A 14,387-nucleotide genomic window follows, 5' to 3' on the forward strand; every position below is an offset into this window, starting at 1 on the left:
GTGGTCGGGGACGGCCGGCTGAGGGCCGTCCTCACGAAGCCTCTGAAGGCGTTGTGCGAGGGAGCGTGCGCTCGGCGACGTAGCCGAGCACCGCGAGGAACGCCAGGTTGAACAGGGTGCCGAACACGCCGCCGTCCTGGACGACGAGCGCCGTCCCCAGCCGCCACCATTCGCCGCCGGAGATCGCGGCCGGATCGCGCATCCACCCCGCCTCCAGCCCCGGGACGGCGAACTGCAGCAGGCTCGGAACCGCCGTGCCGACGAGGACGACGGCGGTGACATATGGCTTGAACACCGCCTAAGCCTCGCACGCCCTCCACGAATCGGACATGGATGGATGTACGAGGCTTGGCATGACAAATGTCCTACGCGGCGACCTTCACCGGCTCCCGCACCGGAACGGCTGCGAACACCGGCGCCTCCCGCCTGGGCAGGAACCGCGACGCCACGGCGATCAGCACGCCCAGGAGGACCGCGATGCCGAGCGCGCCGCGCAGCGAGGTGGCGTCCGACAGGAAGCCGATCACCACCGGGCCGAGCAGCAGGCCCGCGTAGCCCATGGCGCCCGCCTGGGCGATGGCCGGTCCGGGTGCGTCGGTCGCGGTGCCCGCCAGGGACAGCGTCAGCGGCGCGATCGTCGCCACGCCGAGCCCGACGAAGAACATCGCCAGCACCGCCACCAGCGCCGCCGGAGCCATCAGCACGACCGTGAAGAACCCGGCCGTGGCCACGCCGGACACGCCCAGCATGCCGCGCACCCCGAACCGGGAGCGCAGCCGGTCACCGGTGAGCCTGGCCAGCAGCATGCCGGCCTCGAACACCGGGTAGCCGAGCGCGGCCAGCGCCTCGGGCGCGCCGAGCTCGTTGCGCATGTACAGGCCGTTCCAGTCGGCGACCACGCCCTCGACCATGAAGGCGAAGAACATGATCGCGCCGAGCAGGTAGACGATCGCCGGCATGCGGTGCCGGGCCGTGCGCGCCGCCTCCGTCGCCGGGGCCTCCGGCAGGTACGTACGGCCGATCAGCAGCGCGACCGGCAGCGAGACCAGGGCGACCAGCGCCAGGTTGGCGGTGAACGACAGGCCGGCGGCGATCGACAGGCTGCCCAGCGCGCCCGCCGAGATGGCGCCCACGCACCAGCCGGCGTGCATGCCGTTCATCAGCGGGCGGCCGTACGCCTGCTCGACGGTGGAGCCCTGGGCGTTCATGGCGACGTCCACGGTGCCGAAGGCCATGCCGAAGAACGTGGCGGCCACGATCAGGAGGGGCAGGTTCGGGGCGAAGGCGACGGCCAGCAGGCCGACCGCGGTGAGTGGGGCGCCGATCCGCAGAACCGCCCTGCTGCCCGCGCGGGCCATGATCCGTCGCATGGACTGCATGGTCACGAGGGCCCCGAGGCCCCATGCGAGGAGCACCGCGCCGACCGTGGACTCGGACAGGCCGAGTTTGTCGGTCAGGGCGGGGATGCGCACGGTCATCGTGCCCACCATCAGGCCGCCGAGGACGAAGGTGAGGATCGCCCCGTAGCGGGCCGTCCTCAGGTCGCGGGTCATAAGGCACACCTCTCAGAAACTCGTTATTTCGCCACAAATCAGGCGCTCCCGTAGGGGAGCGCCCAGGAAAACCGGGGGGATGAACACTCGAAGGGACAGAACCACCAGCCACCACGCGTCCGGCCCGCGTGCCCGGCTGTGCGGGGGCAGGGCGACTCAAGCTGTTGATGGGCTGCTGGACGGGCCGAGGTAGCCGACCGGCCTCGGCCCTTGGGTGGGTTGAGGCGGTCGGGGCCCTTGGGCGGGCCGAGGCGCGGGTGAGGGCGCGGTTGGGTGTCGAGCGGGTGGTGTCGGTGCAGCGGGTGGCCGGGCGGCGCCGGTCGGGGTCAGCTCGTGCTGCTCGGTGAGCGACCCGGGCGCTCGATCGTGGCCCGCGTCATGACCGGACGGCCGGCCCTGCCGGGCTGACGGCCAGGCCGGTCGGCTCTCGCCGCTCGGCCGCCGCCCGCGCCCTCCGGCCTACCGTCTGCCTGACGGGGGCCTGCGCGTCCGGCCTGCCCAGCCCGTACGGACCGGTCTGACGGGGACGGCGGGCGCCGCCGGGGCGCTCGGTCTGGACGGGAAGCGGGCGAAGGCCACGGGACAGGGGTCGTGGGAGCACGGGATCGTCATCGCGAGACCGCCCTCCCATCCGTTCCGGTCCAGCACAGGAACCGCGGAGCACCGCGGAAAGCTCCGTGATCGAAGCTCCGACACCTGAACCACGAGTGACCCCGGCACATTCCCGGGACCATGGTGACTCCCGACACACCGGAGGCAGCCGGTTCAGCCGGGTTTGAGCAGCGCTCTCAGCCGGGCTTCGAGGGCACGCAGGTCCGCCTCCGAGTTGAGCTGCGGGTCATGGCTGGCCACGTCCCACAACCCTTCGCAGGCCAGCCGTACGATCTGCGCGGCCAGCGGGTCGGGCTCGTCGCCCAGCCCCTCCCGGTGCCATCGCGACATCGCCTCTCGCAGCGGCGCGAGCAGGAAGAGGTTCCCCGACGCGCCCGTCACGACCGCCCATCGTCGCAGCCGCCCCGAGCGCACGGCGATCAGCGTGGCGCCGAGGTACCGCTCGGTGTACGTGCCGTCCGGCTGCGCGGCCATCAGGTCGTCGAACTCTTCGATCAGCCGTTCGACCATGCCCTTGATCAGGGCCTCTTTGGTGCCGAAGTGGTAAAGAAGACCGCCTTTGCTCACCCCGGCCCGGTCGGCCACGGCGGACAGCGTCAGCGCGGCCGACCCCTGGTCGCACAGGAGGTCTTCCGCCGCGTCCAACAGCTCGTCCCTTCGCATGCCTCAACTGTACCGTCCGGACGGTACAGTGGCAAACGAGATACCCTGATCTGGTGACACGACCGTCGGCCTATCTTGATCATGCGGCGACCACGCCCATGCTGCCCGAAGCGATCGAGGCCATGACGGAGCAACTCAAACGCGTCGGCAACGCCTCGTCGCTGCACGCCGCGGGCCGTCAGGTGCGCAGGGTCGTCGAGGAGTCCCGCGAGAGCATCGCCGACGCCCTGGGGGCCCGGCCGAGCGAGGTCGTGTTCACCTCGGGCGGCACCGAGGCCGACAACCTCGCCATCAAGGGCCTCTACTGGGCGCGCAGGCCCCGGCGGCGCATCCTGCTCAGCTCCGTCGAGCACCACGCCGCGCTCGACCCGGCCGCGTGGCTGGCCGAGAGCCAGGGCGCCGAGGTCGAGCTGCTCGACGTCGACGAACACGGCCGGGTCCATCCCGACACGCTGCGCGCCGCCATCGAGCGCGACCCCGACGACGTCGCCATGATCAGCGTCATGTGGGCCAACAACGAGGTGGGCACGGTCCAGCCGGTCCACGTGCTGGCGGCCGTCGCCCACGATCACGGCGTCCCGTTCCACACCGACGCGGTGCAGGCGATCGGGCAGCTCCCGGTGTCGTTCGCCGACTCCGGCGCCGACGCCCTCACACTGACCGGCCACAAGGTCGGCGGCCCGATGGGCGTGGGCGCGCTGCTGCTGACCAGGGGGCTGACCCCGGTGTCGGTGCAGCACGGCGGAGGTCAGGAGCGCGACGTGCGCTCCGGCACCCTCGACGCGCCCGCCATCGCGGGCCTGGCCGCCGCCGTGCAGACCGCCGTGAAGGAGCAGGAGGCCCTGGGCCGCCGCCTGACGGCGCTGCGCGACGAGCTCATCCAGCGCGTCCGCCAGGCCGTCCCCGACGTCGTGCTCAACGGCGACCCGACCGGCCGGCTGCCCGGCAACGCCCACTTCTCCTTCCCCGGCTGCGAGGGCGACGCGCTGCTCATGCTGCTCGACGCCAAGGGCGTGGAGTGCTCGACCGGCTCGGCCTGCTCGGCGGGCGTGGCGCAGCCCTCGCACGTGCTGCTCGCGATGGGCGCCGACGCGGCGGCCGCGCGCGGCTCGCTCAGGTTCACCCTGGGCCACACCTCGACCGCCGCCGACGTCGACCGCCTGATCGAGGTGCTGCCCGCGGCCGTCGAGCGGGCCCGCAGGGCCGGGCTCAGCTGAGGAAGGGGGAGACCGCGGCCCAGGCGGGGTCGTGGCCCACGTCGACCCGCGGCTCGCCCTCCTGCCAGCTCGCGATCAGCTCCTTGGCGTGGATCGCCGCGTCGGAGGCCGGGTCGGCGTAGACGTGGACGACCCGATGGCCGGCGGCGCTCAGGTGCGCGGCCAGCAGGGCGTCGTCGCGCAGTTGGAGCAGGCGGGCGGCCAGGCGCTCCTCGAAGTCGCTCAACGCCTTCAGCGAATCGCCGGCGGGCAGGCCGTCGGCGTCGCGGTGGGCGTACGGAAGCGTGATCTCGATGTGCTGGTCGAGCAGCGGGTGGTCGACGGGCCGCAGCGGGAAGCGCGCGGTGGCCACCAGCGGCGCTCCCTCACCGGTCTGCCCTTCGAGCAGCAGCCACTCCTCGCCCTCATGACCCGAGGCCAGGTCGGCGACCACCGCGGGCAGGTGGACGGCGGCGACCGCGTCGATCGGCTGGAACGTGGCGGGTGTGATCTCGCCCACCCACCTGGCGACGTCGTCCTCGCCCAGCAGCCAGTCGAGGGCGAGCAGCGTCGCCTCCAGACGGGTCTCCTCGTCGAGCTCGCCGAAGATCGGGTGGTGGGCGGTCACGTCGACACGCGGCTGGTCGCGCGGCACGCGCAGCCCGAAGACCAGCTTGTCGAGCGCGAACTCGAACCCGCCCACGTCGAGCGTCAGCTCCAGCGCCTGCGGGTTGGCCTGCCGGGACGGATGGAACTCCCACAGCAGGTCGGCCGGCGGCGCGGCCCTGGCCCAGCGGTGGGCGAGCGAGCGCAGCTCGGCGTCGCCGGCCGCGGTCACCACCAGGGCGTGCGCGGCGTTCCTGCCGGGCGCCACCTCCCAGACCAGGCCGGGGTCGATCGCGGCCACGGCGGGGGCGACCAGCTCCTCGATGCCGTCGGCGGTGCCCGCCGCCACCAGCGAGTCGAGCCGCGGCCTGGCCTCCTGCCACCACGCCCAGAACGCGGCCACGCCGTCGCCGGGCCGGCCGGCCTCTTCCTCTTCGTCCTTGCGCCCGAACAGTCGCATGCGCTGAATCCTCCCAGACGGAGCCGATGGCCGCGCACTCCCCGCCGGACAGTACGCTGGAACGGTCATGGGACTGCGTGTGCTTGCCGCCATGTCGGGCGGCGTCGATTCCGCCGTGGCCGCCGCCCGGATCGCCGAGGCCGGTCACGACGTCACTGGTGTGCATCTGGCCCTGTCGGCCAACCCCCAATCCCACCGCACGGGCGCGCGGGGTTGCTGCACGATCGAGGACTCCCGCGACGCGCGGCGGGCCGCCGACGTGATCGGCATCCCGTTCTACATCTGGGACATGGCCGAGAGGTTCCAGCGCGACGTGGTGGAGGACTTCGTGGCCGAGTACGCCGCGGGCCGCACCCCCAATCCGTGCCTGCGGTGCAACGAGAAGATCAAGTTCGAGGCGGTGCTCGACCGGGCGCTCGCCCTCGGCTTCGACGCCGTCGCCACCGGCCACCACGCCAAGCTGTCCGACGGCGTGCTGTCCAGGAGCGTCGACCAGGGCAAGGACCAGTCGTACGTGCTGGGGGTGCTCACCCGTGAGCAGCTCAGCCACGCGATCTTCCCGCTCGGCGGCTCCACCAAGGCCGAGGTGCGCGAGGAGGCCGCCCGGCGCGGCCTGACCGTCGCCGACAAGCCCGACAGCCACGACATCTGCTTCATCGCCGACGGGGACACCCGCGGTTTCCTGGCCGGCCGGCTCGGCGCCGAGGAAGGCCCGATCGTCGACCAGGAGGGCGCGGTGGTGGGCACCCACCAGGGCGCCCACGGCTTCACGGTCGGCCAGCGCAAGGGCCTGCGCATCGACCGTCCGGCCGCCGACGGCAGGCCGCGCTACGTGTTGTCGATCGAGCCGGTCTCCAACACGGTCACGGTCGGCCCGCGCTCGGCGCTGGAGGTCACCTCGATCTCGTGCGTCCGCCCGGTCTGGAACGGCCCGTCCCGCCTCGACGACCTGACCGTGCAGCTCAGGGCCCACGGCGAGGTCTACGGCTGCCGCTTCGAGGAGGAGGCGGGCGGCGGCCTGCGCATCGACCTCGACCGCCCGGCCACCGGCGTCGCGGCGGGCCAGGCGGCCGTGCTCTACTCCGGCGACACGGTCATCGGCTCGGCCACCATCGTCTCGGCCGCCTAGGGAAGCGTCACCGACTCGCCGACCTTGAGCCGGCGCATGTCGGCGCTCTGCTTGTCCGACTCCAGCTCCAGGTAGGTGTCCACCAGCGACAGGCCGATGTCGTTGAGCAGGCCGTCGTGCGTGGAGAACGCGCGGGCCGGGCGCACCGTGCGCAGGTACTCGACCATCTCGCTGAGCTTCATCCAAGGGGCGTTGGTCGGCGCGAGGAGGGTGGGCACCTCGACGCCGGGCAAGGTGAGCGCGTCGCCGGGGTAGAACACCTCGTCGTCGAGCATGAAACCGACATTCTGTACGACGGGCGCATCGGGGTGGTTCTTGCTGTGCCACTCGCCGAACGCCTTCACCCGGAAGCCCGCCGCGTCGAAGGCGTCGCCGTGCCGGACCACCTGGACCTTGACCGGCACGTCGGTCAGCTGGGCCGCGACGCCCTCGCACGTCCAGACCTCGACCCCGGCGGGAGCGGCCTTCAGCTTCTCGATGTCGAAGTGGTCGAAGTGCTGGTGGGTGATCAGGACCGCGTCGACCCCGTCGAGCACCGGCTCCTGCGAGAAGGTGCCCGGATCGATGACCAGGACCTTGCCGTTCTTCTCAAGGCGTACGCAGGCGTGCGTGAGTTTGGTGAGCTCCATTCGGCAGAGCCTACGCTTGTGCCCATGTCTACGTGGGAAGCCACCGGGGTCGGGTCACATCCGGGTGAGGATCATCTTGAGGCGATCCGTGTCGTGTTCGGCGAGTTGCCCGGACTGCCGTACCTGCCGGAGCTGCCGGCCCGCGGGGTCGGCGCCGACATGGTCGGCAGGACGGCCGGGCTGCTGATCGACCTGCCGGTCGAGGTGCAGCCGTCCGGGTGGCGGCTGGCCGACCGGCCGGGCCGCGACCATCAGCGGGCCGTCGATCACCTGCGCCGCGACCTCGACGGGCTGGAGGAGGTCGCGCACGACTACGCCGGGCCGCTCAAGCTGCAGGTGTGCGGGCCGTGGACGCTGGCCGGGTCCCTTGAGCTGAAGTACGGCGACAAGATGCTCTCCGACGCGGGCGCCGTGCGCGACCTGGTCGCGTCGCTGGCCCAGGGGGTCGCCGACCACTGCGCCGAGGTGCGGCGGCGGCTGCCGGGGGTCACCGAGATCGCGCTGCAGCTCGACGAGCCGGGGCTGCCGGGCGTGCTGGCGGGCACGGTCCCGACCGCGTCCGGGTTCGGGCGGCTGGCGGCGGTCGAGGAGTGGCGGGTGGAGGAGTCGCTGCGGCTGTTCCCCGGCGCGGTGGTCCACTGCTGCGCGCCCGGGGTGCCCTACGCGCTGCTGCGGCGGGCCGGCGTGCGCGCGGTGTCGGTCGACGCGTCGCTGCTGCGCCGCAGGGACGACGACCAGCTCGGTGAGCTCTTCGAGGGCGGGGCCGGCCTGCTGCTCGGCGTCGTGCCGGGCAGGGACGTCGCGCTGCCGGACACCGGGGTGGTCGCCAGGCCCGCGGTGGAGCTGTGGCGGCGGCTCGGGTTCGCCCCCGACGGGCTGGCCGCCAAGGTCACGCTGACGCCCGCCTGCGGCCTGGCCGGAGCCTCGCCCCGCTACGCGCGGGCGGCCCTGGCGGCGTGCAGGAAGGCCGCCCAGGTGCTCAAGGACGATCCGGCAAGCGGGATGCAAGGCGGCTGAGTAGCGTCCTTGCCATGATTGCTCGCGCTCTGGCCGTCGGTGCCGCCATGCTGATCGCGTCCGCCTCGATCGCCGTCCCCGCCGGGGCCTCGGCCAACCCGGAGATCTGGAGCTGGGGGCCCATCTACTCCGCCGACCGGGCCGGGAAGGCCAAGGGCAAGGTCCTGCTCGACCGGCCGGGGTTCGTGGTCAGCGGCGGGCTGTACGACTTCCCCGGCCGTACCGGGTGCTCGTGGCTGCAGCTGCGCTGGGTCAAGGACGGCGGCGGCGAGGGGCGCAGGACGTACCGCAACTGCTCGGGCACCAAGCCGCTGGAGTTCTCGCTCAAGACCGGCTACATGCTCTCCATCGAGGGCAGGGTCTGCCGGGGCACGGCAAGGAAGATCACCGGTAACTGCTCGGTCTGGGAAGGCGTCTGGGCCCAGGGCGGATGACCGGCGGAGTCGTTCCTGTCGGGGCCCGGCGGTAGCGTTTCCTCAGCGTGTCCGACGTGGAAGGAGACCCAGCGTGAGCGAGCGTGACACCGAGGTCGGGGGCGTGCCCGTGGCCGCGCTCAAGCGGCATGCGGAGCTGAGCGAGCTGGTCGAGGACGCGCGCTGGCGCTACTACGTGCTCGACCAGCCCACGGCCAGCGACGCGCAGTTCGACGAGTGGTTCCGCGAGCTGCTCACGCTGGAGCAGGCCCATCCCGAGCTGCAGACGCCCGACTCGCCCACCCAGAAGGTGGGCGCGCCGGTCTCGGGTGACTTCGCCAAGGTCAGCCACCTCAACCGCATGGAGAGCCTCGACAACGCCTTCAACCAGGCCGACATGGCCGCCTGGATGGCCCGCGTCGAGCGGCTGGCCGAGCGCGACCCGGGGCCCTACCTGTGCGAGCTGAAGATCGACGGGCTGGCCATCGCGCTCGTCTACCGCGACGGCAAGCTGGAGCGCGGCGCGACCCGGGGCGACGGCCGGGTCGGCGACGACGTCACGGCCAACGTGCGCACGATCAAGGGGGTGCCCCACCGGCTCAAGGGCGAGGGCGTCCCGAGCCTGGTCGAGGTGCGCGGCGAGGTCTACATCCCGGTCGAGGGCTTCAAGCAGCTCAACGAGCAGCTCGTGGAGCAGGGCAAGCCGCCGTTCGCCAACCCGCGCAACTCGGCGGCGGGCACGCTGCGGCAGAAGGACGCGCGCGTCACCGCCCAGCGCCCGCTGCGCATGCTCGTCCACGGTATCGGCGTCTGGGAGGGCTCGGCCGTGCCGCGCGCCCAGTCGGAGGTCTACGAGCGGCTGCGGGAGTTCGGGCTGCCGGTCAGCGACCTGTTCCAGGTGGTGCCCGGCCTCACCGAGGTCGACGAGTTCATCGAGCACTACCGGGTGCACCGGCACGATCCGGCTTATGAGATCGACGGGGTCGTGGTCAAGGTCGACGACTTCCGCACGCAGCGGGAGCTCGGGTCCACCTCACGGGCCCCGCGCTGGGCGATCGCCTACAAATACCCGCCGGAGGAGGTCAACACCAAGCTGCTCGACATCCAGGTGGGGGTGGGCCGCACCGGCAGGGTCACGCCGTACGCGGTGATGGAGCCCATCGTGGTCGCGGGCTCGACCGTCGAGCGGGCCACCCTGCACAACGCGGCCACGGTGATCAAGAAGGGCGTGCTGATCGGCGACACCGTGGTGCTGCGCAAGGCGGGCGACGTCATCCCCGAGATCGTCGGGGCGGTCACGGCGTTGCGCGACGGCTCCGAGCGGGAGTTCGTCATGCCGACCCACTGCCCCGAGTGCGGCACCGAGCTGGCCTACGAGAAGGAGGGCGACGCCGACCTGCGCTGCCCCAACGCCCGCAGCTGCCCCGCCCAGATCCGCGAGCGCCTCTACTTCGCGGCCGGCCGGCGCGCGCTCGACATCGACGGGCTGGGTTACGTGGCGGCGACCGCGCTCACCCAGCCGGTGCCGCCGCAGGAGCCCGTCCTGCGCACCGAGGCCGACCTGTTCGACCTGACGATCGAGCAGCTCATGCCCATCCGGTCGGTCGTCCGCGACCAGGACACCGGCCTGCCCAAGCTCGACCCCGAGACCGGCGAGCAGAAGGTCGTCTCCCTGTTCTCCAACCTCGACGGCGGGCCCAGCCAGGCCGCCCGCACGCTGGTCGACGAGCTCGCCCGCGCCAAGTCGGCGCCGCTCGCGCAGGTGCTGGTCGCGCTGTCGATCCGGCACGTCGGGCCGCCGACGGCGCGTGACCTCGCCGACTCCATGCGGTCGATCGACGCCATCATGAACGCCTCTGAGGAGGAGCTGGCCTCGGTCAAGGGCATCGGGCCGCGGGTGGCGGCGACGATCCGGGAGTGGTTCGAGGTCGACTGGCACCGGGAGATCGTCGAGCGGTGGCGGCGGGCCGGGGTGCGGATGGACGACGGCCCCGCTCCGGAGAAGACGGAGCCCCAGATCCTGGAGGGGCTGACGTTCGTGGTCACCGGGACGCTGGAGGCGTACACCCGCGACACCGCGTCCGAGGCGCTGACCAGCCGTGGCGGGAAGGTGGCCGGATCGGTGTCGAAGAAGACGTCGTTCCTGGTGGCGGGGGAGAACGCCGGGTCGAAGTATGACAAGGCGGTCAGCCTGAAGGTGCCGATCCTCGATGAGCAGGGGTTCGAGCTGCTGCTGAAGGAGGGCCCGGAGGCCGCGGCGCGCGTGGCGGTCGTCGAGGAGACGTAGCGGGAGCCCGGCTCGCCCTTGCGGCGGGGCTGGTGTTCGGTGGCCCCGTGGATGCGCGCCCGGCGAGCTGGGGATCAGAGTCGTGTACGGACTGTCGATGACCGCGCTACCCATAGTGGTTTTTGGGTATATGTCGGAAAGGAGAAGTGACGGAACGTACGCGCTTGGTTTCGCGAAGTGGGGTGAAGGTCGTACCCTCCCATAGTGACCTAATGGGGGTTCTGTTACCGATGACTGACCCAACCGACACCCGTGACACCGGTCCACGCGTCGGCACGCCGCTCTGGGCGTTCCTCGCGGGCATCACCGTGATCGGCTTCACCGCGCTGGTCGTGGCCATGCTCAGGCTGGATCCGGTCGCGCTGGCGGAGCTCGCCCGTACCCCGTTGTTCTGGGTGCTGGCGGTGCTGGTGATGCTGGGCGAGCTGCGGCCCGTCATGGTGTCCTCGGCGACCGCGGTCGGCGGCACGTATCCGTCGACCATGTTCACCTTCGCGGTGCTGCTGCACTTCGGGCTGTCCACCGCCGTGCTCATGCAGGCCGTCGCGATCGCCATGAACGGCGTCGTGACGCGCAAGGCGTGGCACCGGGTCATGTTCAACGTCGCCCAGTCCACCCTCGCGCTCACCGCCGCGGCCGTGGTGCTCGGGCTGTTCGGCGTCATGCCGGGCCCGGCCGTGCCGTGGACGCCCAGCGGGGCCGACCTGCCGGCGATCGCGCTGGCCGGGGTGGCCTACTTCGCCACCAGGGCCGCGCTCGTGTCCGGGGCGGTCGCCCTGCACGAGCGGCGTTCGATCGTCCGCGTGCTGCGGGTCACCGCCGGGCCGCAGGGGCTCGTCTACACCGCGCTGCTGGGCCTCGCGCCGCTGGTCGTCGTGGTGATGGACCATTCGCCCGGCCTCGTGCCGCTCTTCGTCGCCCCCCTCGCCGCCGTCTACTTCACCGCCACGCTGTCCATGCGCCGCGACCACCAGGCCCTGCACGACGAGCTGACCGGCCTGCCCAACCGCAAGATGCTCATCGTCAGCACGGAGGAGGCGCTGGCCGAGTCCCGCCAGGACGAGCGGGTCGGGCTGTTCCTCCTCGACCTCGACCGGTTCAAGGAGGTCAACGACACGATGGGCCATCCGGTGGGCGACCGCCTGCTGCAGATGGTGGCCCACCGGCTGACCCACTCCGTGCGTCCGGGCGACGTGGTGGCCAGGCTCGGCGGCGACGAGTTCGCCGTCCTGCTGCCCTCGATCCGGGACGCCAACGCCGCCAGGGAGGTGGCCGCCAGGCTGCGGGCCGCCCTGACCGAGCCCGTACGCCTGGAGGGCATGAGCTTCGACCTCGACGGCTCGGTCGGCATCGCGCTCTTCCCCGACCACGCCCCCGACTTCGAGCTGCTGCTGCAACGCGCCGACGTGGCCATGTACCTGGCCAAGGAAGGGCGTACCGGGGTAGAGCTCTACCAGCCCGACAAAGACCGCAACTCGCCTGAACGGCTCAACCTGCTGGGCGATCTGCGCCGCGCCATCGACAACCGCGAGCTGCAGCTGCACTACCAGCCCAAGGTCAGCCTGGCCGGCGGCGCGGTGACCGGGGTGGAGGCCCTGTTGCGCTGGTGCCATCCGGTGCACGGGCCGATCCCGCCGTCCGACTTCGTCCCGCTGGCCGAGCAGACGTACCTGATGCGCCAGCTCACCGAATACGTCATCGAGGCCGCGCTGGAGCAGGCCGCCCGCTGGTGGCACACCGGCCTGCAGGTGCAGATCTCGGTCAACATCTCCGCCCGCGACCTGCTCGACGCGGCGCTGCCCGAGCAGCTGGAGGTCGGCCTGACCCGGTACGGCCTGCCGCCCGCCGCCATCCAGCTTGAGGTCACCGAGCGCATCCTGACCGGCGACCAGGCCTACACCCAGGAGACCATCAAGGCGCTGGCCACGCTCGGCGTCCCGCTGTCCCTCGACGACTTCGGCACCGGCTACTCCTCGCTGATCAGGCTCCAGCGCCTGGCGGTCTCCGAGGTCAAGATCGACGCCTCGTTCGTCCGCCGCATCGCCGAGTCCGAGGACGACGACCGCATCGTCCGCTCGATCGTCGACCTGGTGCGCTCGCTCGGCCTGCGCTCGGTCGCCGAGGGCGTGGAGTCCGACGACGTCGCGCTGCGGCTGGCCGAGATGGGTTGCGACCTGGGCCAGGGGTGGCTGTTCTGCCAGCCCATGCCGGCCGCCGAGGCCACCGCCTGGCTCAGGGGCCGCTGCGAGGTGGCGCCGGCCATCGAGTTCGGCTACCAGTCCGAGGTCACCCAGACGGCCTGACCGATTACAGGAGTCGACTTCGTCGAAGTACACTTCGTCGAAGTGTACTTCGATGTCTCTGGGGGCGTCTTGATCCCGAAGCCTGAACGGATCTTCGCGCGCGACTTCGAGTGGGAGGCTCTGACCGCCTTCGTCGAGCGTTCCGGCCCCCGGCCCCGGCCCCGGCTCGGCGTCGTCAGCGGCAGGCGCCGCCAGGGCAAGACGTTCCTGGTCGAGTCGCTCGCGCGCAAGACGGGCGGCTTCTATTTCGGCGCGACGGAGGGCACCCCGACGGAGTCGCTCAACCTCTTCGCCGCCGCTCTGGCCCGGTACGTGGGGGCTTCGGCGCCGTTCCGTTTCACGACCTGGGACGAGGCGATCGGCCAGCTGTTCGCCGTCAGTGCCGAGCGCCGCGCTCTCATGGTGATCGACGAGTTCCCCTACCTCAGCAAGGCGTCGCCGGCCCTGCCCTCGATCATCCAGCAGGCCATCGACCGGGCCGTCTTCGACGAAGTGCCGGCGTCCCTGTTGTTGTGCGGCTCGGCGATGTCCGTGATGGGCCAGCTCCTGGCAGGCAACGCGCCGTTGAGGGGGCGGGCTTCCATGGAACTCGTGGTCCGGCCGTTCGACTACCGCCTCGCCGCACGGTACTGGGAGATCACCGATCCGCAGTTGGCCGTGAAGGTGCACGCGATCACCGGCGGGACCCCCGCGTATCTGCCCCTGGCCAACGACGACAGGCCGGAGGGCTTGGCGGACTTCGACGCCTGGGTGCAGCGCACGGTGCTCTCGCCCTTGACCCCGCTCTTCAAGGAGGCCCGCTATCTCCTCGAAGAGGAGGCGGAGGTGCGGGACAGCGCCATGTACAAGTCCGTGCTGGCGGCCGTGGCCACCGGGAACGGCACCCGGGGCGGCATCGCGAGCTATGTGGGGCGCAAGGCGTCCGACATCGGCCATCACCTCAACGTGCTGGAGGACAGCAACCTGCTGCGCAGGGAGGTGGACGTCTTCCGCTCCTCGCGGTCGGTCTACCGCGTGTGCGAGCCGCTCATCCACTTCTACGAGGTCGTGATGCGACCCCAGTGGGGGCCGCTGGAGAGCGGCCGGGCCGAGTTCGTGTGGCAGGACGGCCGGGCCGGCTTCAGCGACCAGGTGCTCGGCCCGCACTTCGAGGAGCTGTGCCGTCAGTTCCACCTGCTGGAACTCGATGTCCTGGGAAACTCGCCCGGCGAGATCGGCGCCGGAACCGTCGTCGATCCCGTACGGCACGAGCAGATCCAGATCGACGTCGCGGTCTTCGCGCCGGCGATGCGCGGCGAGCGCAGGCGGGTGTTGTCGCTGGGCGAGGTGAAATGGGGCAAGGTCATGGGGCCCCGGCACGTTGCCCGGCTCAGGAGGGCGCGAGACCTGCTCGACGCCAAGGGATTCGACGTGCGGGACGCCAAGCTGGTCTGCTACAGCGGAGCCGGATTCGAGGCCGGGCTGGCCCAGGAGAGCGACGTGCTGGCGATCGGCCTGGACCAGCTCTACGGATGAGTGT

12 protein-coding genes are annotated in these 14,387 nt (G+C 71.6%); 7 read left to right on the plus strand and 5 right to left on the minus strand.

What is annotated here, in order from left to right; all coding sequences use genetic code 11:
- Positions 1–31: 31 nt before the first annotated feature.
- The 3 genes from ACWCSD_RS18195 to ACWCSD_RS18205 all read right to left on the minus strand — a co-directional run bounded on the left by ACWCSD_RS18195 (position 32) and on the right by ACWCSD_RS18205 (position 2,828).
- The gene (locus tag ACWCSD_RS18195; protein WP_449916205.1) at positions 32–295 is read right to left on the minus strand and encodes a hypothetical protein; all 264 of its coding nucleotides are present in this window, start codon (positions 293–295) and stop codon (positions 32–34) included.
- A 70-nt stretch (positions 296–365) separates the two neighbouring features.
- Positions 366–1,553, minus strand: coding sequence for an MFS transporter (locus ACWCSD_RS18200; protein WP_387671105.1), 1,188 nt, complete (start codon positions 1,551–1,553; stop codon positions 366–368).
- Positions 1,554–2,318: 765 nt separating this feature from the next.
- Positions 2,319–2,828, minus strand: a complete 510-nt coding sequence (locus ACWCSD_RS18205; RefSeq protein ID WP_352318933.1) for a TetR/AcrR family transcriptional regulator — start codon at positions 2,826–2,828, stop codon at positions 2,319–2,321.
- A gap of 53 nt (positions 2,829–2,881) precedes the next feature.
- Between ACWCSD_RS18205 and ACWCSD_RS18210 the strand changes: the two genes are divergently transcribed.
- Positions 2,882–4,045, plus strand: coding sequence for a cysteine desulfurase family protein (locus tag ACWCSD_RS18210; protein ID WP_397164534.1), 1,164 nt, complete (start codon positions 2,882–2,884; stop codon positions 4,043–4,045).
- On the opposite strand, the gene ACWCSD_RS18215 is transcribed toward ACWCSD_RS18210, so the two are convergent.
- A complete protein-coding gene (locus ACWCSD_RS18215; RefSeq protein WP_449916209.1) occupies positions 4,038–5,090 on the minus strand; it encodes a DUF695 domain-containing protein in 1,053 nt (350 codons plus the stop codon). The genes ACWCSD_RS18210 and ACWCSD_RS18215 overlap by 8 nt on opposite strands.
- Positions 5,091–5,157: 67 nt before the next feature.
- Between ACWCSD_RS18215 and mnmA the strand changes: the two genes are divergently transcribed.
- The gene (gene mnmA / locus ACWCSD_RS18220) at positions 5,158–6,219 is read left to right on the plus strand and encodes a tRNA 2-thiouridine(34) synthase MnmA (protein WP_352318938.1); all 1,062 of its coding nucleotides are present in this window, start codon (positions 5,158–5,160) and stop codon (positions 6,217–6,219) included.
- Here the strand turns inward: mnmA and ACWCSD_RS18225 are convergent.
- Entirely contained in the window at positions 6,216–6,848 is a 633-nt protein-coding gene (locus ACWCSD_RS18225; protein WP_397164538.1) for an MBL fold metallo-hydrolase, read from the minus strand. The two genes, mnmA and ACWCSD_RS18225, sit on opposite strands and share 4 nt — an antisense overlap.
- Before the next feature lie 24 nt (positions 6,849–6,872).
- On the opposite strand from ACWCSD_RS18225, the gene ACWCSD_RS18230 reads away from it, so the two are divergent.
- The 5 genes from ACWCSD_RS18230 (at position 6,873) to ACWCSD_RS18250 (ending at position 14,383) form a co-directional block, all read left to right on the plus strand.
- Positions 6,873–7,865 (plus strand): methionine synthase, encoded by a 993-nt coding sequence (locus tag ACWCSD_RS18230; RefSeq protein WP_449916212.1) that lies wholly within the window; start codon positions 6,873–6,875, stop codon positions 7,863–7,865.
- A gap of 14 nt (positions 7,866–7,879) precedes the next feature.
- Positions 7,880–8,299: a hypothetical protein gene (locus ACWCSD_RS18235; protein ID WP_449916215.1), complete on the plus strand. Its 420-nt coding sequence runs from the start codon at positions 7,880–7,882 to the stop codon at positions 8,297–8,299.
- 73 nt (positions 8,300–8,372) lie between these two features.
- The gene (gene ligA / locus ACWCSD_RS18240; RefSeq protein WP_387671096.1) at positions 8,373–10,565 is read left to right on the plus strand and encodes an NAD-dependent DNA ligase LigA; all 2,193 of its coding nucleotides are present in this window, start codon (positions 8,373–8,375) and stop codon (positions 10,563–10,565) included.
- A 230-nt stretch (positions 10,566–10,795) separates the two neighbouring features.
- Positions 10,796–12,868: a putative bifunctional diguanylate cyclase/phosphodiesterase gene (locus tag ACWCSD_RS18245; protein WP_449916220.1), complete on the plus strand. Its 2,073-nt coding sequence runs from the start codon at positions 10,796–10,798 to the stop codon at positions 12,866–12,868.
- Between the two features lie 69 nt (positions 12,869–12,937).
- Positions 12,938–14,383 (plus strand): ATP-binding protein, encoded by a 1,446-nt coding sequence (locus ACWCSD_RS18250; RefSeq protein WP_397164544.1) that lies wholly within the window; start codon positions 12,938–12,940, stop codon positions 14,381–14,383.
- Positions 14,384–14,387: the final 4 nt, after the last annotated feature.

It is taken from the genome of Nonomuraea sp. NPDC001684 (genome assembly GCF_053596515.1).

Excerpts from the sequence above, each read along its gene's own strand:
- ACWCSD_RS18200 (WP_387671105.1), bottom strand. The coding sequence starts at position 1,553 with ATGACCCGCGACCTGAGGACGGCCCGCTACGGGGCGATCCTCACCTTC.
- ACWCSD_RS18205 (WP_352318933.1), bottom strand. The coding sequence starts at position 2,828 with ATGCGAAGGGACGAGCTGTTGGACGCGGCGGAAGACCTCCTGTGCGAC.
- ACWCSD_RS18215 (WP_449916209.1), bottom strand. The coding sequence starts at position 5,090 with ATGCGACTGTTCGGGCGCAAGGACGAAGAGGAAGAGGCCGGCCGGCCC.
- mnmA (WP_352318938.1), top strand. The coding sequence starts at position 5,158 with ATGGGACTGCGTGTGCTTGCCGCCATGTCGGGCGGCGTCGATTCCGCC.
- ACWCSD_RS18225 (WP_397164538.1), bottom strand. The coding sequence starts at position 6,848 with ATGGAGCTCACCAAACTCACGCACGCCTGCGTACGCCTTGAGAAGAAC.
- ACWCSD_RS18230 (WP_449916212.1), top strand. The coding sequence starts at position 6,873 with ATGTCTACGTGGGAAGCCACCGGGGTCGGGTCACATCCGGGTGAGGAT.
- ACWCSD_RS18235 (WP_449916215.1), top strand. The coding sequence starts at position 7,880 with ATGATTGCTCGCGCTCTGGCCGTCGGTGCCGCCATGCTGATCGCGTCC.
- ACWCSD_RS18245 (WP_449916220.1), top strand. The coding sequence starts at position 10,796 with ATGACTGACCCAACCGACACCCGTGACACCGGTCCACGCGTCGGCACG.